Source organism: Finegoldia magna ATCC 53516 (genome assembly GCF_000159695.1).
GTDB classification, from domain to species: Bacteria; Bacillota; Clostridia; order Tissierellales; family Peptoniphilaceae; genus Finegoldia; species Finegoldia magna_F.
In genome coordinates this window covers 1217659-1241784 of record NZ_CM000955.1, presented here as the reverse complement: position 1 = coordinate 1241784, position 24126 = coordinate 1217659, and the positions used below count along the sequence as shown (strand labels likewise).

Sequence of the window (24126 nt, the reverse complement as noted above, 5' to 3'; positions counted from 1 at the left end):
GTTTTATGGGTACACATCAAAATAAATTCACCATTTTTTAAAATTCATAATGTGACCATAAGCTGATTATTTTAATTATCTTCTCTTTTTCAAAAACTTCATAAACTAAACGATGTTGTATGTTGATTCTTCTTGAATAAGCACCTTTCAACTCTCCCTGTAGTTTTTCATAATAAGGAGGTGTTTGATATGGATTTTGTTTTATTAATTCAACTAACATCTTTGCCTTTTTCTCTATACCAGCGGACTTTAAATTCTTTATATCTTTTATCGCTTTTTTAGTATAAACAATTTTATATGTTACCATTCAACCTCATCTTCAGAAATGCAATCTTCTAATTTTGTATTCAAACCTTCTATTATTTTTTCTTTTTCTTTTGGGTTTGAGTATATTCTAAGAGTTTCCATCAATCCATTGTAATCATCTTCACTAAGAACAACTGCATTTCCCGTTTTTGTACTTATATTTACAGGTTCATTAAATTTAATTGTTTGTTCAAGAATTCCGAAAATATTTTTTCTAAAATTTGTTACTGACGTCTTAATCATAATATCAACTCCTTATGTACATTATAGCGTACAGATTGATTTTTGTAAATATTTTTATTTTCCCTAAGCCACATTGTGTGGCTTTTTTTGTGTGTGGTTTTCCCTGTGTTTCTGTTTTGATTTTTGTGTTTTTGTGATAATATTAAAGGTAAAGAAATTTTTTAATGATGATGAGAGGTCAATATGAGAAAATCTTGGAATGAATATTTTATGGATTTGGCATTGAATGTTGCGACACGTAGCACTTGTGACAGGGCGTTTGTCGGTTGTGTGTTGGTGAATTCTGACAACAGGATTGTATCGACAGGCTACAATGGTGCTATCAGTGGCAATCCTCACTGCGACGAGGTTGGTCACACTTTGCGTGACGGACATTGTATTGCTACGATTCACGCGGAGATGAATGCTTTGTTGTATTGTGCGAAGGAAGGAATTGCTGTGAAGGGTTGTATTTGTTATGTGACTCATTTTCCTTGTTTGAACTGCACGAAATCTTTGATTCAAGCAGGAATTAGCAAGATTTATTATCACGAGGCTTATCGTGTGGATGAGTATGCGATTGAATTGTTAAACCGAAATAATATTGAATATGTCCAAATTTAAAGAGGTGTAATATGGATAAAATAAAAAAACTTCTTGTGGCAAACCGTGGCGAGATTGCTATAAGAATTTTCAGAGCTTGTAGTGAGCTTGGAATAAGAAGCGTTGCGATTTATAGCGAAGAGGACAAGACTTCCCTTTTCAGAACGAAGGCTGACGAATCGTATTTGATAAAGGATGCGGCATCACCTTTGTCGAGTTATTTAGATATCGAAAAAATCATTGCGATTGCCAAATCCAAACACTGCGATGCGATTCATCCTGGTTATGGATTTTTGAGTGAAAATGCAGAATTTGCGAGACGTTGCAAGGAAAACGGAATAATTTTCGTGGGTCCTGACGAATCAGTTCTACATAGTTTGGGTGACAAGGTCCAATCGAAGTTAGTTGCCAAGAAGGCTGGCGTTCAAACAATCGAGGGCGTGGAAACTCCTATCAGAAACAAAAACGAAGCATTGGAAATCGCAAACCAAATCGGCTATCCAGTTATGGTAAAAGCTTGTGCTGGTGGAGGCGGACGTGGAATGAGAATTGTCGAAAAGGAATCTGATTTGTTGAATTCTTTCGTCAGCGCACAAAACGAATCCAAGAAGGCTTTCGGCTCAGACGATATGTTTATCGAAAAATACATTCGCAACCCAAAACACATTGAGGTGCAAATCATAGCCGACAATCACGGAAATATTCTTCATTTATACGAGAGGGATTGTTCCATTCAAAGACGTCACCAAAAGGTTGTGGAATTCGCTCCTGCATTTTCAATTTCAGACAAAACGAAGGACGAACTTCACAACGATGCCATCAAAATCTGCAAGGAAGTTGGCTACACAAACGCCGGTACTGTGGAGTTTTTGGTGGACGAAGACGAAAACCACTATTTCATAGAAGTAAACCCAAGAGTTCAAGTAGAGCACACAGTTAGTGAGCTTATCACTGGAATTGATATCGTTCAAACTCAAATTTTGATTGCTGACGGCAAGAGTTTTGACTCTGATGAGATAGGAATTTATTCACAAGACGATGTCCACTGCAATGGTTACGCGATCCAATGCCGTATCACGACAGAAGATCCTGCGAATAATTTCATGCCTGACACTGGTAAGATTGATTTGTATCGTACGAGTTCCGGATTTGGCGTGAGACTTGACGGTGGAAATGGATTCACAGGCTCAGTTATCACACCATATTACGATTCGCTTTTGGTTAAAATCACTGCTTTCTCCAGAACATTCAACGACACTATCAACAAAGCAATCCGTGCTTTGAGAGAAACTAAAATCAGCGGCGTTAAGACAAATATCGGATTCATCATCAACGTTTTGAACACTGAAGAATTCCACAAAGGAACTTGCGACACGGGATTTATCTCCAAAAATCCTGAACTTTTCGACATCAAACCATCGACTGATAAAGAGCTTAAAGTGTTGAATTTCATCAGCGAACGCTCCATCAGAGGCGAGAAAAAAGAATACAATATTCCACAAATCCCAGAATTCACAAAGACAAATTCTACAGGAACCAAAGATATTTTCGAACAAAAAGGTGCCAAGGGACTTAGCGATTGGATTTTGAACCAAGAAAAACTTCTAATCACAGACACAACTCTAAGAGATGCGCACCAATCATTGATGGCGACACGTATGAGAACGAGAGATATGCTCCCTATCGCAGAAGCTACCAATGAATTGATGAAGGACTTGTTTAGTTTGGAAATGTGGGGCGGCGCAACATTTGATGTAAGCTACAGATTTTTGAAGGAAGATCCTTGGATTAGGCTTCAAGAACTTCGCAAAAGAATTCCGAACATTTTATTCCAAATGTTACTTCGTGGAAACAACACAGTAGGATACAAAAATTATCCAGATAATGTCGTGGTAAAATTTGTACAAAAAGCTGCACAAAACGGAATCGACGTGTTCAGAGTGTTCGATTCACTCAACTACATCGACGGAATGAGACTTGCGTGTGACAGTGTACTTGACGAAGGAAAAATCTTGGAAGCAACGCTTTGCTACACAGGCGACATTTTGGACGAAACAAGAGACAAATACTCACTAGAATATTACGTGAAAAAAGCGAAGGAACTAGAATCCATCGGCGCAAATATTATCGCAATCAAAGACATGAGCGCATTGTTAAAACCATACGCCGCAACTAAACTAATCTCAGCATTGAAAAACGAAATTTCTGTTCCAATTCATTTGCACACACACGACACGACAGGAAACGGAGTCGCTACGATAATCAACGCTTGTGAATCGGGAGTTGACATCGTGGACACTTGTTTCAACTCAATGAGTTCACTCACAAGCCAACCTGCACTCAACTCAGTAGTCGCAGCACTCGAAAACACTCCACGTCAAACGGGAATCAGCCTATCAAATTGTGACAAAATCAGCAACTACTACAAGGACGTTCGCTCCTACTACTCACAATTCGAGAGCGATTTGAAAAGTGGTACAACAGAAATTTATCGCTACGAAATTCCTGGTGGACAATATTCCAACCTCAAACCACAAGTAGAATCATTTGGACTTGGAGAAAAATTCGACGAAGTAAAATTAATGTACAAAAAAGTCAACGACATGCTTGGTGACATCATCAAAGTAACACCATCATCCAAAATGGTCGGAGACATGGCGATATTCATGGTGGCAAATGGACTTACTCCAGAAAACATCTACGAAAAAGGCAAAAATCTAGACTATCCAGACTCAGTAATATCATTTTTCAAAGGAATGATGGGACAACCTGAAGGTGGATTCAACGAAAAATTACAAAAAATCGTATTAAAAGATGAAAAGCCAATCACAAAAAGAGCTGGACTTTACATCGATCCATTTGATTTCGACAAAGACAAAAAATATTTACAAGACAAATACAAAATGGAATTTGACGAAAAAGATATCGTCTCTCACGCACTTTATCCAAAAGTATTCGAAGAATACATCGACTACAGAAAAACAAAAGGCAACTTCACTTATATGGACACGCCGACATTCTTCGAAGGAATAAACGAAAAAGAAACAGTCGAAGTTCCAATAGAAGAAGGCAAAATCCTCATCATCAAACTTATTGAAAAAGGAAGATTGGAAAAAGACGGCTACAGAAACTTCACTTACGAAGTCAACGGAAACAGACGTGAAGTCAGAGTGTTCGATGAATCTGCGAAAATCACAGAACGTGAAGAAGACAACCTATCAGTAGCAGACCCTAACAACGACAAAGAAGTCGGAGCATCAATTCCAGGAAGAGTCGTAAAAGTCCTAGTCAAAGAAAACGACAAAGTATCAGTCAACGACCCATTGGTAGTAGTGGAAGCCATGAAAATGGAAACCAACATACTATCCAAATCAGAAGGAATTGTAAAATCAATCCTAATCAAAGAAAATGACACCATCGACACAGACCAACTTCTTATAGTTTTGGAATAAAAAAATGGATTGTAGAGTAAAATCTACAATCCTATTTTTATTTCTTGAAATAGTAAATGCTTTCTTTCAATGGTTTATATTTTAATGTAGCGACTTCCTCGTCACTAATATACTTGTACACATCATCATATTCTTTCTTACTAATATTCAATGACATGTTATCTTTTTTCAAATTATATCCATATTCAAACCTATAATTTTCCAAATCTTTTAACACAACCCAATAAACATAATCGTCCGTTTTTGTGGATCTGAAAGCCCTCACACTTTTGATATCACTTCTTGGGATTTTCTGCATATCCATGTACTTATACATCCTGTCAAAACCAACGTGCCTGTGTACAGGATATTTTATAATTAAATTAATACAAAATATAATCAGAACTGCCCAAAAAACTATTTTCATTATTTTTCTAAATTTTGTTGATTTTGTATGTTCTATCTTTTTCATCTTTACATTCCTTTCGTGTTTGTATTTTAATTATACTATTTTTTTAATTACTGAGGAATATGAAATGACATTCAAAAATTTTTAAAAAAAGTATATACTATATATTAATAATTTAGCGTTTGGAGGAATTATGAAAACCAAATTATCAAAGTGTGGAAATTCTCATGTGTTGCAAATTCCAAGGTCGATTTTGGATGCTTTAAATTGGAAAGACGATGATATTTTAGATTTAAAAATTGAGGATAACAAACTAATAATCGAAAATTCGTCTGATGATGAAATGAAGATTGAAGATTTGTTTGAAGATTTTAATGGGCAATATGAAAAAGAAGATATTGATTGGGGAAAAATTACAGGAAAAGAAGTATGGTAAGTTAACAATTTTAATAAATAAAATAATAGAAAAAAAATATTTTCATACCTTCGATTCCTTTGTATTTTATAGTATAATAATCTCAAAGAGAGGGGCGTTATATATGAAAAAGAAAAAGTTTTCAATAGTCAAAATACTACTAATATGTCTTGTGGTCTTTGTAGCTATAAAATGGATTATAGCTGTCCCTGTTCAAAGACATTACGGATACAAAAAGTTGTACAAATACATGGAAGTTCAAGGGATAAAAAAAGATAACATAAAAGAGATAAAAGCGATAAAAGATTATATAAAAGGAAACCAAGTATACAGAGTGCAGATAAAAGATCCTGAGGGTTTTACTCTCGTTTATACCTACGACGATTACCCAAATCCTGGTAAAATGAGTCTAGATTCTATCGAATTCCAATCAAAAGATGATTATAAGAGTCTGAGCCCTAAAGAAAGACAAAAATTTAAATATCCTCCTTTAGATGATGATTGGGAGGCTAAAGCAACAAGCCATAACTAACGTTATGGCTTTGACTTATTTCTTATCAAAAAACTTTTGTAGTTCTTCTGATGTAGTCCCCACTTTGTCGTCGATGTTCATTCTATCGGTGATTTTTGCGTCTTTAACTCGAAACACTGCTGGGACTGTTTTGAGGTCGTTGTCGGTTCTGAATTTTTTCAAATCTTCTGGAGATTTTTTGATTCCAGCGACACTATCTATGTAGTAGATTTCGTATTTGGATACGAATGGTTTGAATACTTTTGAAAACTTCTGACAATCTGGGCATGTTTTTCTTCCAAGATACACTATGATTTCTTTTCCGGAACTCACTTCATCAAGTTCTGCTACTTTGATTTCCTTGACGCCTTTGATGTTTTGTTCGTACTCTTCAATGGCTTTTTGTTTGTCTTCTTCTGTGGTTACGTTTTTGGATTCAACTCCTGTGGCTTTTTTTATAGGCTCATCTTGTTTTTGGTTGCAACTTGCAAATAATACCAACATAAAGCTCACGCAAACGATTAATCTGAATTTATTTTTCATATGTTCCCTCCTGTTTTTAATTTATTTTATAATATTTACAGGTAATAATCAATCTGTAAAATTTTAGACGTAAAAGACCACCAACTACTGTTGGTGGTCTGCGTTTTAGTAATTCTATTTTGTTTGTTTTTTACGCTGTTTTAAGATATTTCTAATGGTTATTATTGCGCTAATACCCATCAATACTAATGCCAATATCCAGCCGTACAAGCAGAATTTCACAAGCATTGAATCATTTGAAATAAGTCCGTCGTGTAACAAAGTAATCGTGAAGTTCATGTTCATCATTGCAAATGACAAAGCTATTAGAAATACTGTTGTCACTATGTGTAAAATACCATTATCTTTACGTTTTAATGATAAATACAAGCTGAAAATGCTGACCATTAGAAATACCGCTGTAACTACAGCATAATTTCTCGTAATTTCGTAAATTTCTTGTGTTGACATAATGATTATCCTTTCTTTTATGATAACTACATTATATCATTATTATTATACAAACAACCTAAAACAAATTATCGTTGTGCTTTTTTCTTCTTATATATGGATTTTCTTAATCTCAATATAACATAGCTTGCAAAAATAATCGTATAAATTATAACTCCAGAGATGTGTGCTTTCCAATTATTTGAATAAAGCACCATTACATGCACATAAATTCCTATAAAAAATGGATATGCCATTCTTTGAAGTTTCTTCCAGTTTTTGGCGTTCATTTTTCTACGAACTACCTTAAATGATGTCACGAAAAGCGGAATCAGCATCAACAATAAAAATATTGTTATTATTGATGCGATTAGTTCTCTTTTTGGCAAGGATAAGGGATTTGTGAAAAGCACTGGGAAATAATGTACTCCAAATATTATGTTGTGGCTTATCACCAACAAACTTCCTATTATAGACATTTCTCCACGAATGCTCATCAGTTTTTTTGAAAAATCATTGTGTTTTGTAACGGTCCCTAAGAACATTACTATCATGAATGTTGCCGTTGCAAATATTCCTCTGGCGAATATTTTCATGAAATAATCGTTGAACCAAGTTGGCAAATATCTGTAGTAACCCATGTTGTAATAACACACAACTAGTCCCGTCCACGCATACATTCCTAGATAATATGCCCCCGGATGTTTTTTTATTGATTGGGCTGTTAAGCTATAAAATATTATAGTGAAAATTATTCCTATTATTAAAGTCATCTAATCTCCTCCTTTAAGTTTTCCAAATTCTTTTGTTTTTCATCTTGTGTTTTAGTGTCGATATTCAAATCAGTTTTATAGTTGTTTTTTTCATTTTTTGGTTGAGATTTTTCTGACTTTTTATCTGAAGAATCTTTTATAGGTTCTTTTTCATTGTCTTTTTCTTCTACAACAGGTTTCTCGATTTTGATAAACACATAAGATTTTGATATTTCTTGTGTTTTTCTAAGTTTAAATATTATGTTAACTCTAAATTGTCCTACTTTTGTATAATCAGGTTCTTTTTCAAGTGTTACTTCTACCGATCCATCTTGTGGAATGTTGGAGAATTTCGCTTTGAAGTCTTCTATGGTTGGTTTTGTTCCGTTGACTATTATTGGTGACGCTCCATTTCTTTGCGGTGTGAATTTTTCTCCATGGTCTAAGTCATCATCATCTGATATTCCGTCACGGTCTTTGTCACGGTACAACCAGTATGTCAATGTTCTCACTAATATTTTGCCATTTTTTTCGGCTTTTAATTTTAGTGTTATTGTTTTAAATCCACTTCCATCTTCCGGCCATCCTTCTGCGCTTACTTGTGGTGTTCCTGTTATTGTCGTTCCGTCAAATGATAATTCTTGTGGCAATCCGTCTATTTTTGCAATTATTTTCGCATCTTTGTCAAGACTTGTAACTGTTGCTGGTCTGATTGGTTTTCCTTCGATCCATTTTTGTCCGTTGGAATCCATCAAGCTTGTGTCGATTACTTTTTGATCAACAGGAATTTCTTCTTTTGTTTCTTGTTCAGCTTTTTTGTCAACTGGTTTTTTCACTATTACCATCACATAGCTTTTTCCAACTTCTTTTATTCCTTTGACTTTGAAAATCAGGTTAACTCTTTGTGGAAGTTCACTCGCTTTTGTATAATCAGGTTCTTTTTCAAGTGTTACTTCTACCGATCCATCTTGTGGGATGTTTGAGAACTTGGATTTGTAATCTTCGATGGTTGGTTTTGTTCCGTTGACTATTATTGGCTGTGCTCCATTTCTTTGTGGTGTGAATTTTTCTCCGTTATCTACATCGTCGTCATCTGATATTCCGTCACGATCTTTATCTCTGTATAACCAATATGTTAGTTTTCTTACAAGTATTTTTCCATTTTTCTCTGCTTTTAGTTTTAGTGTGATTGTTTTGAATCCACTTCCATCTTCGCCCCAACCTTCTTCACTTACTTGTGGTGTTCCCGTTATTGTCGTTCCGTCAAATGATAATCCTTGTGGCAATCCATCTATTTTCGCTATTATTTTCGCGTCCTTATCCAAGCTTGTAACTGTCGCCGGTCTGATTGGTTTTCCTTCGATCCATTTTTGCCCATTTGAATCCATCAAGCTTGTGTCGATTACTTTTTGATCCACTTCAATTTCTTCTTTTATTTCTGATTCTTTCTCTTGTGGGTTTTCTTTTTCTTTGTCTTCGACAAGTTTCTTGTCAGATTCATTTCCCGACAATTTGAATGTTACAAATATTACGCTTGGCAAGTTCGGATTGTCTTTCGATACGAGATGATAGTTCGCTTGAGTGTTGTTGATTGCAGCGTTTGATGTTGTATATTCGTATCTTTTGTTGTTTTTCGATACTGCGCGAATTTTTACTTTCGAAAATTCAAATGACGTTGGTGCATCAATTATTTGTCTGTCTGCGATGTTGTTTGTGTTTTCAAAATCTTTTGATGCGTTTTCCAATCTGTACCATTTGATTCCGTCAACGCTGTATTCCAATCCTACGATATAATCCTTGCTGTAGTTTCCGATTAGAATTCTGAACTCATCGTATGACAATGATTTTTCGTGAACAACTTTTGCTTTGATTACGTTCGTATCGGAATATTTTGACAAATCATTCGTAATCGCGTTGCCCTTATCATCTGTAATTGAAATTCCATTTGCTTGGAAATCTGTCCAGCCGATTTTTTCAGATGAACCGTCTTTTTTGATCACAATAATCTTCATTTCAGAAAAATCCGCTGCATCGTTTTTGTTCACTTCAATTGTTTTGTTTTTAGGTGATATAATCTTGATTTCTTTGACATCTGAATTATTCTTGTAATCATTTGACGATTTTGCAGTCGCTTCTCTTGTCGATTGTGCGATTCCACTTGCGCTCACAGTCGCACCCGTTATGCTGTCGAACATTTCTTTCGAGTTGTATTTATCTGACATGTATGCCTTTACGGTTCTTGAAAGTAGCGTCAAATCAGATTCTGTTTTAATGTTGTTTCCAGAAAGTCCATTCAAAAGTGTACTGTATTGTTTTCCAAATAATTCTTCTACTTTGGATTTCGGATCTTTGCTGTTTCTAATTTGTTCGAAATACTCGCGGTATAATCCCATTTTTGCAAGATTGAGTCGTCCTTCTTTTCCTTTTAAGAACGACAAAACTTTCTCAGCTTTTTTTCTAAATGGCCCCATATCGTCTCCGTATTCCGAATCTTGACCTACTTTGATGTCGATTATTTCGCCATTTTCAACTTTGATGTAGGTCTTAGTTTTCCTTGTGTTGATGTAACCGATGCCCCATCCGCTATACTCTCCATCTCTCAATGGATTATTGTTGTAGTATTTTTTCAAAGCGTCGTCAATTTTTTGTGGGTCATTCTTGTCCGTTTCTGGCTTGTCCTTATCTGGTTTTTCCTTTTCCGGTTGTTTATTGTCTGGTTGTTCGTTGTTTTCTTTTTCTGGTTTTTCTGGTTTTTGATTAGATTCGTTTGGAGCGACTCCTGCTTTGGACAATGCGTTGTTGACTGCACCTATAATTCCTCTGCTTGAATATGTCGCTGTGGATACTGTGTCCACCGTTTTTCCAGGTTTTCCAAGAATTCTCGAAATAACAGCCATTGCTTTTGCAAAATACGGCGCATCATCACTGTGAGAAATTATTTCCACACCAGAGATTAATCCGTTTGTTATTGTGACTCTAACTGTGATTGGGCCACTGAATCCTTGTGCAATTCCAGTAAATTGACCATCTTTTAGTTTGGCATCATTTATTTTTCCGCTGCTATTTGTGTTATTATTTTCTGGTTTTTCTGGAATGTCTTGTGGTTTTTCTTCGTTTTTGTTACCTGAATTTCCTTGAGAATTTTCTTTAGAATTTCCTGCTGAATTTTCCTTGGATATATTTGGCGCTACTCCTGCTTTGGACAATGCGTTGTTGACCGCATTTATAATTCCTCTACTTGAATATGTCGCTTGAGATACTGTGTCCACCGTTTTTCCAGGTTTTCCCAAAATTCTTGAAACTACAGACATTGCTTTTGCAAAATATGGTGCATCATCACTATGAGATAATATTTCTACATTTGTAATTGATCCATTGGCTATTGTAACTCTAACTGTGATTGGCCCACTGAATCCTTGTGCAACTCCTGTGTATTGACCGTCTTTTAGTTTTGCGTCATTTATTTTGCCGCTATTCGTTTTTGAATTATTTTCTGGGTTGTTTTGTGGTTTTTTGTTATTTTCTTTTTCTTGGTTTTTATTTCCTGAAGATTTTTCTTTAGAATTTTTTGATTTTTCCTTTGATATATATGGCGCTACTCCTGCTTTGGACAGAGCATTATTCACCGCGTTGATAATTCCTCTGCTTGAATATGTCGCTGTGGATACCGTGTCCACTGATTTCCCAGGTTTTCCAAGAATTTTCGAAATTACACGAGAAGCTCTTTGGAAATATGGATTATCATCGTGATGAGATAATATTTCTATTTTCGCAATGGATCCTTCTTTTACTGTAACTCTTACTTTGATTGGCCCGTTGAAACCTTGTGCGGTTCCTATGTACTGACCATCTTTTATTTGTTTGCTTCCTACGGAAATTTTTCCGACAAGATTTCTGATGCTTTTCTTGCCTGATTTTGCGTTTGGATTTACTTTTGAAATCTTCGCTTTTTCCTTGGAACCTGCTTGTGCCAACGCTTTGGATACTGCTTGTTTAATCGCGTTTGAAGATATTGTCGCTCCTGCAACAGAATCCACATTCACACTTCCTGTGCTTAGAATTCTGTCGATCACAGAAGATGCTCTGTTAAAATACGACGGCGTTTCGTTATTTGAAATCACATCAATATTTGTCAATTTGCCATTTTTTACAGTGACTCTTACTGCTAATCTTCCACCATAACCATTGGAACTTGCTTCGTACACTCCATCTTTTAGTTCTTTTGTGGCTACATTTGGTGTGTTATGTTTTTGTGTTTTTTGTGCTAGTTTTAGTTTTTCTTTTTTTGAACCAGCTTTATGTAGCGCATCTCTTACAGCGTTTTTGATCGCTTCAGATGAAATCGTCGCCCCTGAAATAGAGTCCACATCGGTGTTTCCTTTTTCCAAAATCTGCGCAATAATTACAGATGCTTTTTCGTAATATTCAGGTGTTTCATTGTTTGTTACGACATTAATCGCCGACAATTCTCCATTTTTTATTTTAATTTTGACCTTGAAATCTCCACCGTATCCCTGGCTATTTCCTTCGTATTCTCCATCCTTTAATCCCTCTACATTACTACCAGATGCTATTTGTGTTTTGTTGTTTGTAGCGTAATTTATCTTGTGTTTTTTATTATAAGAAACAATAGAAAACGCCATCGCAACTGTTACTAATGTAGCAAGAGTAAAAGATAAATATTTTTTTAATTTATCTCTATCCATATTTTTCCTTTCTATAAGAAATTTATACTAATATTTTCCAACTTATGAACTATTCATCAGCTCACAAATGGTTTTGATTATCAGTATCGCTTTTTATTATAAAAAAATTTCTTAAAAAACGCAATACTTTTTCTAAATAAATTTAATGTCCTTTTATTTGCTTTTTTATTTTAGCAAACAAAAACCACCAATAAAATTGGATAAATTCCAAAATTATTGGTGGCAATAATTGTCGTATTTTATTTTACAAACTAAACATATTGTCGTAGTTGTTCATTTGAACCATTGCTAATCTGTAGATTGTTTCATTAACTGGAGCTTCTAGTCCAAGTTTTTTCGCTTGTCTTACGATTGCTCCATTTAAGAATTCTGCTTCTGTTTTTCTGTGTTTTTGTGTGTCTTGCGCTGCAGATGGTAGTATGTCTCCGTATTCTTCGAATGCATCTGTGACGTATTTTCTGAAAAGCTTGTCGCCGTCGAAGTCGTAGCCCAATTTGTCAGTAACTTCTATGAATTCGTCTGAGATAGCTTTTAAAATTGCTACAGAATTTTCGTCAGTTCTAGTGTATTTTGTAGACAAATGCATTACTGCGCAAGGTAGGTTGTAGATTGCGTTGATATATAATTTTCTCCACATAATTCTGTCTACATCTGGGTTTAATTCTGTTTTGATGTCGTTCATGCTGAATGTTTTTTCGATTTCGTGGAACAATTTATCGTCGTGGTTTTCATTGATAGCGCCAAATATTACGTTGGTTTTGTCGCTGTCGTATCCTGCACTGATAACTCCTGGTTCTTCGATAGATGCAGAGATGAACATAATTCCTTGTGCGATGTTTTCTTCTTTGATGTACTTTTTCAATATATCTACGTTGCCGATACCATTTTGAAGTGTCATTACGACTGTTTTGTCGCCTACGATGTTCATATTTTCAGTCAAAATCTTTTCTGTGTCGTATCCTTTTACAAGAATTACAACGACATCTTGAACTTCCAAATTTTCTGAAGATGTGTTTGCAGATGTTACTTTTACTGTGCTTTCGCCGCCAGTTCTGTCGATAATTCTGATTCCATCTTTTCTAATTTTTTCCATGTGTGCTTCGTATGGATCTACTAAATTGACTTCGTTACCAGGAGATTCGATTGCTTTTGCAAGCATACAACCCATTGCTCCTGCCCCTAAAATTGTAATTTTCAATTTATCTCTCCCTTTCAAATTAATTCTCTTGGATATATTTTAACACAGCTTGGTTAAGTTTTGGGATCATTTGTTTTTTTCTTGAAAGAAGTCCCTTTGCCAAGAATGAATTGTTGTCGATTTTAGTATCGAAGGCTCCTGCTAATTGTTCTTGGAACATTCCAGAAACCAAAACTTCGCTTTCTTCTCTGAAGATATCTGTAAGAATTAGTACAAATGTAGCTTCTTTCTTGTCGTTTCTAATTTTGTTCATTTCTTCTAATAAACTGTCTTTGATTTTGCCAAGATTATCCAAATCCATTGAGAAGATTTGCGCTACTCTACAAGTGTATGATTCGATGTTGAATGTCTTCACATCAGTGTTTAACAAATCTGCTGGTGATTTTCCTTCTAAAGATGTTCCAGCTTTGAACATTTCCATCGCAAATTCTTCCGGGTTGATGTTGGCGATTTTTGCCATTCTATCCAAAATCATTCTATCTGTTTCAGTTGCAGTCGGCGATCTGAACAATAATGTGTCGGAAATTATCGCTGAACACAACAATCCCGCAGTTTGTCTTGTAGGAACAATTCCTTTTTCCAAGAACATTTTAGAAAGAATTGTACAAGTTGATCCAACAGGTTCATTTCTGAAATAAACTGGGTTTTGTGTAGCTACATTTGCAACTCTGTGGTGGTCGATGATTTCTGTGATGTCGCAGCATTCCATATCATCAACTGATTGGTTTCTTTCGTTGTGATCCACCAAGATTAGCTTCTTCTTTTCTTCATTGATAACGTGATATCTGGAAATATTTCCCACAACTTTGTTTTGATTGTCAACTACTGGATATGATCTGTATCTTGTCTTGGACATTGTGTTTTTCACATCTTCAACAGTGTCTGTCAATGTGAAATTAACCACATCATCTCTTGTCATGACGTAATTTACAGGCACAGATTGTGGAAGAAGACGTGCTGCCATGTATGTTTGGAATTCCGTAGAAATTACTATTATGTCTTTTTGTTTTGCTTTTTCTATCAATTCATCTGATAATTTGTTGCCACCAGTAAGTATAATCATGGACACATTTTTATCTATCGCATCTATTTGTGAGTCTTCTCTGTTACCCAAAATCACGATGTCATCTTCTTCCAAATACTTTGCCATTTGTTTCGGATCCATCGCTCCTACGACCATTTTCCCGGATAACGCTCTGTCTTCTGCTGGAATATTCAAAATATTTGCGCTCAAAACATCGATGATGTTTTCCACAGGAGTTTCTGAGTGGTGAAGGATTTGATCGTCCCACACTTCCATGTAACATTTTGTGATATCAGAAATTGACACAACTCCAAGAAGTCTTTCTTCGATGTCGATTACTGGCAAACTAGCGACATTTTTTTCTTGCATAATATTAGTCGCTTTGTAAAGGCTCGCGTTTTGGGACACGCATGTTGCCACATCGAAGTTCAAATCTTTGACTTGTGGCTTCATTGAGTCCTTGAAAGTAGGCGCATCCACTCCAAAATAATCCAACACGAATTGAGTTTCTCTGTTGACATCGCCAAGTCTTATCGCTTCGACGTTTTCTTCTCCTGTTCTTTTCTTCAATTCTTGATAAGATAACGCCGCACAGATAGAATCTGTATCAGGGTTTTTGTGACCAGTTATATATATTTTATCCATATTTTCTCCTTCATAAAAATCAACCAAACATTATTTTTCTGCCGATTGATTGTTTAATTTTATTTTCCTAACCTTTATGATTATATACCAATCTTTTGATAATTTAAACACTTATTGTAAAAAATTTTGTATTTGAGATATAATAACTTAAAGGAGTGACATAAATGGATAAACTTTTAATCGTAGTAGATTTTCAAAATGATTTCGTAGACGGAGCTTTGGGATTTGACGATGCAAACAAACTCGAAGACAAAATCTGTGACAGAATCGAAAAAGCAAGAAAAGACAATGAACAAATCATATTCACATTCGATACTCACGAAGAAAATTATTTGAACACACAAGAAGGCAAATTTCTTCCAGTAGAACACTGTATCAAAGGAAGTAACGGACACAAATTGTACGGAAAAGTAGCTGAATTAGTAGAAAAAGAAGACATATTAATCGAAAAACCAACATTTGGTAGTATTGAACTTTGTGATTACTTAAAAGAACACCAATTCTCAGAAATAGAATTGTGTGGACTTGTATCCAACATCTGCATACTTTCCAACGCAATACTCGCCAAAACATTCAACCCAGAAGCAACAGTAATAGTCGACAAAAACTTGACTGATAGCTTCGATGAAAAACTAAACAAAGAAACATTCGACATACTCAAAGGAGTACAAGTCGTGGTAAAGTAAAATAGCAGGCTAAAAAACATATATTTTTTATGTAAAGGAAATAATTATGCATGACATTTACATTATTTTAGGATTATTTTTAGCTTTTTGTGTAATTCTTAAGCTCTTGCTACCACGTCTAAAGGGAGCTATGGGTGAATCAGCTGTTAAGATTAAACTAAATAGTCTTGATAAAGAAAAATACAGAGTTATAAACAACCTTGTTTTAGAAAACAAACAAGGTAATACAAAAACTACACAAATTGATCACCTAGTAGTTTCAAGATATGGTATATTTTCAGTCGAAACCAAAAATTATAAAGGTTGGATTTATGGATCAGAACACGCAAAAAAGTGGACGCAAAATATTTATGGAAATAAAACAAACTTCATGAATCCTATTTTGCAAAACTACGCCCACATTAAAGCAGTTGAATCAATTATACAAGATTCTTATCCTGAAATGAGATATTTTTCAATAGTAGCTTTTTCACCAGAAGCTGAAATCAAATTTGAAGTGAAAAATTCTGTAGTTTGCAAAATATCACAAGTAGCTAAAAATATTGAAGAACTTTCATCAACAGAAATAATAAACGAAACAGATGTTGATAATATATTGAAGTTAATCGAAGAAAACAAACTAAATATTAGTAATAGAGAGCATGTCAAAAATTTAAAAGAAATAAAAAAATAACATTCGACATACTCAAGACAGTACAAGTAGTCGTAAAATAAAATAGCAGCCGTGGCTGCTATTTTTATTTGTTATTTTAATAACTCATTTTTCTTTTGTTCGAATTCTTCTTTTGTTATAATATCCATATCTAATAATTCTTTAAATTTTTTTATTTCTTCAAATTTGTCTTCAGAAGTATGTATAGTTTCATAATTACCACTATTGTTCTTACTTATTAACTCTCTTATTCTTTTTACAACTTCTGATGCAAGACTTATATCGCCGAAAGATACCATATTTTCCATCCTTGAAGGATTCTTATCTTTATCAGATGACCAATATGATAAGTCTTTTTGATTCTGCATTCCAATACCTACTATTTCAATATATCCTGTTCCACCAAAATTTTTATGTAATTGAACAGAAGAAATATTGGCATGATCTAACTGGAATAAGGAATATCCAAAAGTTCGTCCAGTCATAAATCCTGTTTTATAAATATATATACTCCTATCTGTTACAAAAATGTACTCTTTAAACGCTCCTTTAATTGCTAAAAATACAGTTTCATCAGATTGAAAATTCTCTTGTGCTATAGAAAATAAAACATTTTGAATTTTTGGATCAGTCATTATATATATATTTTCACTAAAAATCATTATTTTCCTCCTTAATTATGCTATTCTTTTATATTATTATATCATTTTATATCATTATGTTGTATTTATTTTTATCAAAGATAATTCGTAAAAAAAAAATCATCCCCCGGCGTAGCCGGGGGTTTTTCTCATGCGGCCCAAAGGGCCTGTATTACCAGCCACGCCTCAATGGCGTTGGTTAGTCCGCCACTTGCAACCTCTACTTGCTACCCTTTAAAAGGGTCAACTACATCAAATGTTAGTTGTTCACTTAACTGGTCTTGTTTTAATTGGTTTTGGATATATTCTTGGATTGCTTTTGCATTTTTACCTGCTGTGTCTACATAATATCCTCTACACCAAAACTGTCTTCCTCTGTATTTATATTTTAAGCTTCCCCATCTTTCATATATCATTATGCTACTCTTTCCTTTTAAAAATCCCATAAAACTTGATACTGATAGTTTCGGTGGTATTTCTACTAACATATGAATATGATCTGGGCATACTTCAGCTTCTATTATGTTTACTTCTTTCCAGCTACATAATTCTCGAAGTATTTGTCCTATTTCTAATCTTTTGCTTCCGTAAAATTCTTTTCTCCTATATTTCGGTGCAAATACTATATGGTATTTACAGTTCCATTTTGTATGTGATAAACTATGTTTGTCATTTATTGATGACATTTTCTTACCTCCTTGATATTTTTTATTGCAGTTGGCGAACTACAATTTAATTATATATCATAGGAGGTTTTTTGTTGGTTTTTCATCGCTAAAGCTATACTGAACCCCCAGTCTAACTGGGGGTTTTCTTCTTACAATAAAATAGCAGCCGTGGCTGCTATTTTGTTTGCTATTTTATATTGTCAATATCATACAATAACCTATATTGGCATTTTTATCATACAAATATAATTTTTTTGTTCCATCTTTTTCAATATACTTATAAAGTATATGCTTTGAATTTTTTAATTTCTCAATATCTGTTTTTAATTCTTGCATTTCATTGTTTTTTTCTTGTTCAGTAATCATCATAGTCCCAAAATTGTCATCAAAAATCTGATCAAGTTCGTCATTTTTTTGCTTAAAATCCTTGAGATTATCTTGACTTTTCAATGAAAAAGAATATATGTCAAATCTATCATTTCCGAAACCTCTTTCGCTTTTAAATTTAATTGTATAAGCTTCAATTGATGAACTCATTTCAGATAAATCACTAATATTCTTATTCGATTTTGCAACATATACTATACATAACACTACCGCAATAAAAGCAAGTATTAACATTAAAATTATTTTTCTTGTTTTCATAGTAGATTTTAATGAATATACTTAACTACTAATTGTCTATTTTATATTGTCGTCTGAGTAACCGATTGATATGTTTTCATTGAGGACGTATTCTTTGGCTGCTTTGTAGTCTTTGTTTTTGTTGAATTCCAACAGCTTATCTTCGTGTTGTTTGGTTACGTCTTTGCCATCTTGAGTCAATACCAAATGTTTTTCGTCCTTGGCAAACTTTTCTAATGTAGCTTTAATTAAAGTATCGTCTTCTTTTTCGGGATTTTCCTTAACGTATCTTTCAATTATTCTATGAGTGTCAGCATCGTCAGCCTTTGTCATGTTAGTTAAAAAATACGCATTGCACACAAGTGATACTGCAAAAAGTATTGCCACGATTGTAAATTTTTTATCATTTTTCATGATACTCCTCCTTTTTGTGAAAACCTTTCTATTAAGTCTACAAAACATTTATGTTTGTAACTTAATTATATATTTTTTTTTTTTTGAAAAATCAACAATAAAACCAAACTTTGACATTTTGTAACTATCAATCACAACACGATGAACATCGTTATCATACATATCTTCTTTTACAATTTATTGTATTCTTTTGTTAAGCTGTCTCTCAACATTTCAATATTTTCCAAATATTCATACGTTGAATCGTACACTTGATTGATTTCTTTTCTTATTCTCCAATCGGTAAATGGATTGTCGAACACAATGTCAAGCATGAATTCTTTCATTGAATACAAATCTCCGAAGTCTTCCAATTCCACATGAATGTCCGATAATTCTTTTTGCAATCTAACTGAAAGTTGTTTTATTAGATGAAGTTTGCTTTGTGCTTTTTCCATTTTGCTTCTCTTGAAAAACCCAATCATACTATCGCCGAACACAAAATCTGCCAACGCCCAGTTTTTTGCTGATTTCAAATCGTTAAGTACATCTTCAAGTTTTATTACCAAATCATCGCACACGTCAATGGCTTCTTTTATTTCTTGTTTTTGCATAGTCTCCTCCATTTCTTAGATTATATTTACCACAAATATCGTCAATTTATTCACTATTTGACATTTTGTAACCATTTGGAGGCTACTTGTCACGATAATGCGACCCACATTGAACTATTTTTATTACATCATTCTCAATTCTATACACAATTCTGTTACAATCGTCAATTCTCCTGCTCCAATATTTAGATAAATCTCCCGTTAATGGTTCAGGCTTTCCTATTCCGTCATACCCATTACGGTCAATATCTTTCAAAAGTTTCAATATCCTTTTTAAAGTTTTTTTGTCTTGTTTCATCCAATATTCGAAATCTTCCCAAGCTGAGTCAGTCCATGCTTTAATCATCCAAGTTTACCTCATGAATAGTCCCACCAGTTTTTTCCATTTGTTCTATAGATTTTTTTAATCTTTCTATGTTTTCAGCGCTGTAAAACGGATCTTTTTCTGTAGATATTTCAAAAGGAATTTTTCTTTGTCTGACAACTGTTCTTGCGAAGATATTAAAAGCTGTGGACATACTCATTCCAACTTCTGAACAAAATGAATCAAATTGTTTTTTTAGATTTTCATCCATTCTTATATTAATATTTGTTTGTGCCATAATACCATCTCCTTCAATATTATTTTATCACAAATAGCATACAAATAACATACATTTTAAATATTTCAATCAAAAAATCCACCAGATTTTACAACCTAGTGGACTATTTTATACCATTAATTTTTTATCTCCATTGTACACTTCATCTATTATCGCAGATCCTATGCACACTTCGCCGTCGTAGAACACTGCTGCTTGTCCTGGTGTTACAGCTTTCGTGTCGTCATATGTGACTTCCACATGCGTGTCGTCGATGAATTTGACGTGCGCTTTGATGTCTTTTTGTCTGTATCTGAATTTTGCTGTGCAATCGAACTCATTTCTATCCAAATGATTTAGCGATGTTTCAAATTGGCTTGCGTATAATTTGTTTGAATACAATAGTGGGTTGTCTTCTCCTTGGCATACTATTAATTCATTTTTCTCCAAATTCTTTCCACACACAAACCACGCTGCTCCGTCTCCGCCAATTCCAAGCCCTCTTCGTTGACCGATTGTGTGATACATAAGTCCGTTGTGTTTGCCCATTATATTTCCATCGACATCTACTATGTTTCCTTGTTTTGCTGGTAAATAATGTGACAAAAATTCATTGAAGTTTCTCTCTCCGATGAAACAAATTCCCGTAGAATCTTTCTTGTCAGCCGTAGCCAAGTTATATTTCTTCGCTATCTCACGCACTTCTTTTTTTTGAAGTTCTCCAACTGGAAACATTACGTTTTTGATTTGGTCTTGTGTAAGTTGGCTTAGAAAGTACGTCTGATCTTTGTTATTATCAAGCCCACGAAGTAGCTTCACTCCGTCATCACCTCGTTCAATTCTCGCATAGTGACCCGTCGCCACATAATCTGCGCCCAGTTTCATCGCAAAATCCAAGAACGCTTTGAATTTGATTTCCTTGTTGCACATTATGTCGGGATTGGGAGTCCTGCCTTTTTTGTATTCGTCCAAGAAATAAGTGAACACTCTGTCGTAGTATTCTTTCTCAAAATTAATCGAATAATAATCTATGCCGATTTCATTCGCAACAGTCACCGCGTCCTTGTAATCTTCTTCTGCCGTGCAGACGCCATCATCATCAGTTTCGTCCCAATTTTTCATGAAAATTCCCACGACATCATATCCTTGTTGTTTCAACAAAAGTGCTGCCACTGACGAATCCACGCCCCCACTTATTCCTACCACTACTTTTATTTTCGAATTATCCATTGTATTTTCCTTTTTCGTACAAATCATTTAACACATTTACCGCTTTCAATATTTCTTCTTCTGTATTTTTAAAACCAAAGCTAAACCTCACCGAATGTTCTGCCCTTTGTGCGTCGTACATATTTTCAATCACATGAGAATTCGTGATGCTACCTGCAGAGCAAGCAGACCCTGCTGACACGCACACCCCATGCATATCCAAATAAGTCAACAAGAAATCATTCTTCTCAAATGGAATGTACAAGTTCAAAATATGAGATGCAGAATTATCCACATTGCCATTAATTTCGTAATCAAAATGGATATTTTCAATGAAAATCTTCTTCAAATTTGCAATATACTCACGTTCTTCGACAGATTTTTGCAAAGATTTCTCCAAAGTAAACGCCCCCATCACAAAAGAAGTGCCACCTCTTCTGTAATTTTCTTGTTCACCTGCATAAATCAGATTATCCAAATCCTTCCTTATATACAACACCCCGAATCCGTTGAGTCCTCCTAGTTTGTGTCCTGAAAACGACAACGAATCGCAGTGCAAATCCTCAACATCGACATCCACATGACCCACCGATTGAGTCGCATCGATATGATACCAAATCTCCGTATCCTTCAAATATTCGCCAAGTTTTTTCACAGGTTGAATAACTCCCGTTTCATTGTTTACATGTTGAAGAATAATTAGCTTTGTATTGGGCGTGATATTTCGAATAATTTCATCGCAATCAAGCACACCGTTTTGTTGTGCATCTATCAAAATTACATTAGATTTGTTGTGATCTAGTGGATTCAAAATAGATGGATGTTCAATCTTGGAAGTTATAATATCGTAATTCTCATCAGAAAAATTATTGATAATATAATTGTTGGATTCGCTCGCACCGCTTGTGAACACAATCCTATCATCAGAAGTATTCAAAAACTTCGCAATCTCGTGACGGGAATTCTCCAAAGTCTTCTTCGCAAGTCTTCCCATTTTGTGAATACTATCAGCATTCGCATCAAAATCCGTCATATTATTCATAATATATTCAATAAGTTCCACCCTTTTCAAAGATGTCGCCGCATAATCCAAATAAATCATAATCTAACCTCACTTACTGCTATTATACTATAGTTTTTCAACAAAAAAATCAACACCAACAATTTCACAATAAAAAACCTCAATGCGTATTTACGCATCAAGGTTTATCGATAATTTCAAATCTATTCTTTTAAATCTTCGTAATTCAAATGTCTAAGTTCTCTCTTCTTTTTAAAATCTTTCAAGAAAACAAACATTAAAACCATACACACAAGCATTACAATTCCAAAAATCGAAGAAAAACTTTGAACCACAGCCTCATTAGAAGAAATAACCATGCTGAAAGTGTTGTTAATCATGTGAAGAAGAATGGATGCGTAGATGCTTTCTGTGTAATAATACACCGCACAAATCACAATCCCTCCGATTAATGCATACGCTCCTTGGAACAAATTAAAATGGAACACTCCGAACACAATCCCATTCAGAATAATCGCCCATTTATAAGGAAGAAGTCGTTCGTTTTCTGTGAATAAAGTCCCACGCAACATCAACTCCTCTGAAATCGGAGCGAAAATCGTAATAGCAAGAACCGACAACATCATATTGCCCTTCATCAATTCTTCTGACGCCTTGTTGTACACATCAAGGCTTGCAACAATTTGTGGGAAAAACTTACTCAAATACATCATCAAAGCAACAGTAATATTGATAAGACCCATAAGACCAATTCCCACCACGAAAAGCTTCACGATTTCAAAAAAAGAAATCTTTCTTTTCTTTAAGTAATCCCTATTGTATTTCGTTTGAAAAATCTTCGTTCTAAATTTAATGATTAAAAGGAAAATAATAATCCTCAGGATTTGTCCACATAGAAGAAAAGCCGCCCCGTTTTTCGTATAAAAATCTTGGAAATTACCATCAAATCCTACAAATTTGGCAACAACTCCTCCAATCACTCCAACAACAAGCTCTGGAATTACGAACAAAAGTAAAAGGATAACTCCTTGTAAAATCGCAATTAAAAGATTAGAAAATTTTAGTTTTTTTGTATTCTCCATAAAAACCTCCAGTTAATTATATATACCCAAGTTTTCTTGCAATTAAAAATCAAGCACAAGGCTTGATTTAAAATTATTCCCCAATTTTGTGAAACTTTCCATCTACCAATTCATATTCCGCAAAATCTTGTTTTTTCAAATTATCAGTCAAATACTTGTCGTGACTGACAACTACAATAGTTTTTGATTTTCTTTTCAAAACTTCGATATATTCTATCAGCTTGTCCTTCATTCTCAGATTAAGCGTGTTCGAAGGCTCATCCATTAGAATAACAGACGGCTCATTCACCAAAGCTCTTGCAATGGTCACTTTTTGTCTTTCTCCTCCTGATAGATACTTTACTTTTTTGTTCAAAATCTCCGTTATTTCAAATTCTTCGCTAATCTCTTGAATTCTTTGTTTCCTGTCAGCTCTCTTGTATTTCGATGAGTAAATTAATGGTATGAGGATATTATCGTAGGTAGTCTCTGATTCTATCAAATTGTATTCCTGAAAAATAAACCCAAACACTTCATTCCTATATTTAGACATATCTTTTTCAGTAAAATCCCCAACTGATTTGGAATCCAGAATATAATCTCCTGAATATTTCCTATCCAACAAACCCACAATCTTCAAAAAAGTGGTCTTACCTGCTCCGTTTTCTCCTGAAATAATGATATTGTCCCCATCATTTATATTCATTTCAGCATTATCCAATACAAGAAATTCTTCACCATTTGTGTCGAATTTTTTGGTCAAATTTTTTATTTCTATCATA

26 protein-coding genes are annotated in these 24126 nt (G+C 34.4%); 6 read left to right on the top strand and 20 right to left on the bottom strand.

Annotated elements, in window-relative coordinates:
* Positions 1–37 precede the first annotated feature (37 nt).
* Both HMPREF0391_RS05835 and HMPREF0391_RS05830 read right to left on the bottom strand, forming a co-directional pair.
* Positions 38–307 (bottom strand): Txe/YoeB family addiction module toxin, encoded by a 270-nt coding sequence (locus HMPREF0391_RS05835; RefSeq protein WP_002836010.1) that lies wholly within the window; start codon positions 305–307, stop codon positions 38–40.
* A complete protein-coding gene (locus HMPREF0391_RS05830; protein WP_002836009.1) occupies positions 301–549 on the bottom strand; it encodes a type II toxin-antitoxin system Phd/YefM family antitoxin in 249 nt (82 codons plus the stop codon). The genes HMPREF0391_RS05835 and HMPREF0391_RS05830 overlap by 7 nt, the downstream gene beginning before the upstream one ends.
* A 183-nt stretch (positions 550–732) precedes the next feature.
* Between HMPREF0391_RS05830 and HMPREF0391_RS05825 the strand changes: the two genes are divergently transcribed.
* Together HMPREF0391_RS05825 and HMPREF0391_RS05820 are read left to right on the top strand one after the other, a co-directional pair.
* The gene (locus HMPREF0391_RS05825) at positions 733–1152 is read left to right on the top strand and encodes a deoxycytidylate deaminase (RefSeq protein WP_002836008.1); all 420 of its coding nucleotides are present in this window, start codon (positions 733–735) and stop codon (positions 1150–1152) included.
* Positions 1153–1163: 11 nt separating this feature from the next.
* Positions 1164–4583, top strand: a complete 3420-nt coding sequence (locus tag HMPREF0391_RS05820; protein WP_002836007.1) for a pyruvate carboxylase — start codon at positions 1164–1166, stop codon at positions 4581–4583.
* Positions 4584–4620: 37 nt separating this feature from the next.
* Here the strand turns inward: HMPREF0391_RS05820 and HMPREF0391_RS05815 are convergent, their stop codons facing one another.
* Positions 4621–5034 carry a DUF3139 domain-containing protein gene (locus HMPREF0391_RS05815; protein WP_002836005.1) on the bottom strand — a complete coding sequence of 138 codons (414 nt, stop codon included), beginning with the start codon at positions 5032–5034 and terminating at the stop codon, positions 4621–4623.
* 130 nt (positions 5035–5164) lie between these two features.
* Here HMPREF0391_RS05815 and HMPREF0391_RS05810 point away from each other — a divergent pair, with 130 nt between their 5' ends.
* Together HMPREF0391_RS05810 and HMPREF0391_RS05805 are read left to right on the top strand one after the other, a co-directional pair.
* A complete protein-coding gene (locus HMPREF0391_RS05810; protein WP_002836004.1) occupies positions 5165–5407 on the top strand; it encodes a hypothetical protein in 243 nt (80 codons plus the stop codon).
* The gene (locus HMPREF0391_RS05805) at positions 5355–5918 is read left to right on the top strand and encodes a DUF3139 domain-containing protein (protein WP_002836003.1); all 564 of its coding nucleotides are present in this window, start codon (positions 5355–5357) and stop codon (positions 5916–5918) included. Before HMPREF0391_RS05810 ends, HMPREF0391_RS05805 begins: the two co-directional genes overlap by 53 nt.
* A 15-nt stretch (positions 5919–5933) precedes the next feature.
* Here the strand turns inward: HMPREF0391_RS05805 and HMPREF0391_RS05800 are convergent, their stop codons facing one another.
* From HMPREF0391_RS05800 to HMPREF0391_RS05775, 6 genes are all read right to left on the bottom strand, one after another.
* On the bottom strand, positions 5934–6440 hold the full coding sequence (locus HMPREF0391_RS05800) for a glutaredoxin domain-containing protein (RefSeq protein ID WP_002836002.1): 507 nt from the start codon (positions 6438–6440) through the stop codon (positions 5934–5936).
* Positions 6441–6554: 114 nt separating this feature from the next.
* The gene (locus tag HMPREF0391_RS05795) at positions 6555–6890 is read right to left on the bottom strand and encodes a hypothetical protein (protein ID WP_002836001.1); all 336 of its coding nucleotides are present in this window, start codon (positions 6888–6890) and stop codon (positions 6555–6557) included.
* A 68-nt stretch (positions 6891–6958) separates the two neighbouring features.
* Complete coding sequence (locus tag HMPREF0391_RS05790; RefSeq protein ID WP_002836000.1) at positions 6959–7642, bottom strand: ferric reductase-like transmembrane domain-containing protein; 684 nt, start codon at positions 7640–7642, stop codon at positions 6959–6961.
* Positions 7639–12327 carry an FMN-binding protein gene (locus tag HMPREF0391_RS05785; RefSeq protein ID WP_002835999.1) on the bottom strand — a complete coding sequence of 1563 codons (4689 nt, stop codon included), beginning with the start codon at positions 12325–12327 and terminating at the stop codon, positions 7639–7641. Before HMPREF0391_RS05785 ends, HMPREF0391_RS05790 begins: the two co-directional genes overlap by 4 nt.
* Before the next feature lie 244 nt (positions 12328–12571).
* Positions 12572–13525: a ketopantoate reductase family protein gene (locus HMPREF0391_RS05780; RefSeq protein WP_035109713.1), complete on the bottom strand. Its 954-nt coding sequence runs from the start codon at positions 13523–13525 to the stop codon at positions 12572–12574.
* A 19-nt stretch (positions 13526–13544) separates the two neighbouring features.
* Positions 13545–15194 carry a putative manganese-dependent inorganic diphosphatase gene (locus tag HMPREF0391_RS05775; RefSeq protein ID WP_035109401.1) on the bottom strand — a complete coding sequence of 550 codons (1650 nt, stop codon included), beginning with the start codon at positions 15192–15194 and terminating at the stop codon, positions 13545–13547.
* 164 nt (positions 15195–15358) lie between these two features.
* Here HMPREF0391_RS05775 and HMPREF0391_RS05770 point away from each other — a divergent pair, with 164 nt between their 5' ends.
* Both HMPREF0391_RS05770 and HMPREF0391_RS05765 read left to right on the top strand, forming a co-directional pair.
* Positions 15359–15880 (top strand): cysteine hydrolase family protein, encoded by a 522-nt coding sequence (locus tag HMPREF0391_RS05770; RefSeq protein WP_002835996.1) that lies wholly within the window; start codon positions 15359–15361, stop codon positions 15878–15880.
* Positions 15881–15926: 46 nt separating this feature from the next.
* Positions 15927–16553: a nuclease-related domain-containing protein gene (locus tag HMPREF0391_RS05765; RefSeq protein ID WP_002835995.1), complete on the top strand. Its 627-nt coding sequence runs from the start codon at positions 15927–15929 to the stop codon at positions 16551–16553.
* 71 nt (positions 16554–16624) lie between these two features.
* Here HMPREF0391_RS05765 and HMPREF0391_RS05760 read toward each other — a convergent pair whose 3' ends face one another.
* From HMPREF0391_RS05760 to HMPREF0391_RS05710, 11 genes are all read right to left on the bottom strand, one after another.
* Positions 16625–17194: an SHOCT domain-containing protein gene (locus HMPREF0391_RS05760; protein WP_002835994.1), complete on the bottom strand. Its 570-nt coding sequence runs from the start codon at positions 17192–17194 to the stop codon at positions 16625–16627.
* Between the two features lie 206 nt (positions 17195–17400).
* Entirely contained in the window at positions 17401–17850 is a 450-nt protein-coding gene (gene tnpA, locus HMPREF0391_RS05755; protein WP_110058007.1) for an IS200/IS605 family transposase, read from the bottom strand.
* Positions 17851–18033: 183 nt separating this feature from the next.
* The gene (locus HMPREF0391_RS05750) at positions 18034–18486 is read right to left on the bottom strand and encodes a hypothetical protein (RefSeq protein WP_002835993.1); all 453 of its coding nucleotides are present in this window, start codon (positions 18484–18486) and stop codon (positions 18034–18036) included.
* A 36-nt stretch (positions 18487–18522) separates the two neighbouring features.
* Positions 18523–18879, bottom strand: coding sequence for a hypothetical protein (locus tag HMPREF0391_RS05745; protein WP_002835992.1), 357 nt, complete (start codon positions 18877–18879; stop codon positions 18523–18525).
* A gap of 170 nt (positions 18880–19049) precedes the next feature.
* Positions 19050–19472 (bottom strand): hypothetical protein, encoded by a 423-nt coding sequence (locus HMPREF0391_RS05740; RefSeq protein WP_035109399.1) that lies wholly within the window; start codon positions 19470–19472, stop codon positions 19050–19052.
* A gap of 82 nt (positions 19473–19554) precedes the next feature.
* A complete protein-coding gene (locus HMPREF0391_RS05735) occupies positions 19555–19818 on the bottom strand; it encodes a Txe/YoeB family addiction module toxin (RefSeq protein ID WP_002835990.1) in 264 nt (87 codons plus the stop codon).
* Entirely contained in the window at positions 19811–20074 is a 264-nt protein-coding gene (locus HMPREF0391_RS05730; RefSeq protein WP_002835989.1) for a type II toxin-antitoxin system RelB/DinJ family antitoxin, read from the bottom strand. The genes HMPREF0391_RS05735 and HMPREF0391_RS05730 overlap by 8 nt, the downstream gene beginning before the upstream one ends.
* 108 nt (positions 20075–20182) lie before the next feature.
* Positions 20183–21283, bottom strand: coding sequence for a tRNA 2-thiouridine(34) synthase MnmA (mnmA, locus tag HMPREF0391_RS05725; RefSeq protein WP_035109397.1), 1101 nt, complete (start codon positions 21281–21283; stop codon positions 20183–20185).
* Positions 21276–22364: a cysteine desulfurase family protein gene (locus HMPREF0391_RS05720; protein WP_002835987.1), complete on the bottom strand. Its 1089-nt coding sequence runs from the start codon at positions 22362–22364 to the stop codon at positions 21276–21278. The genes mnmA and HMPREF0391_RS05720 overlap by 8 nt, the downstream gene beginning before the upstream one ends.
* A 122-nt stretch (positions 22365–22486) precedes the next feature.
* Positions 22487–23365 (bottom strand): CPBP family intramembrane glutamic endopeptidase, encoded by an 879-nt coding sequence (locus HMPREF0391_RS05715; RefSeq protein WP_002835986.1) that lies wholly within the window; start codon positions 23363–23365, stop codon positions 22487–22489.
* Between the two features lie 73 nt (positions 23366–23438).
* Positions 23439–24125, bottom strand: coding sequence for an ABC transporter ATP-binding protein (locus HMPREF0391_RS05710; protein WP_002835985.1), 687 nt, complete (start codon positions 24123–24125; stop codon positions 23439–23441).
* Position 24126: the final 1 nt, after the last annotated feature.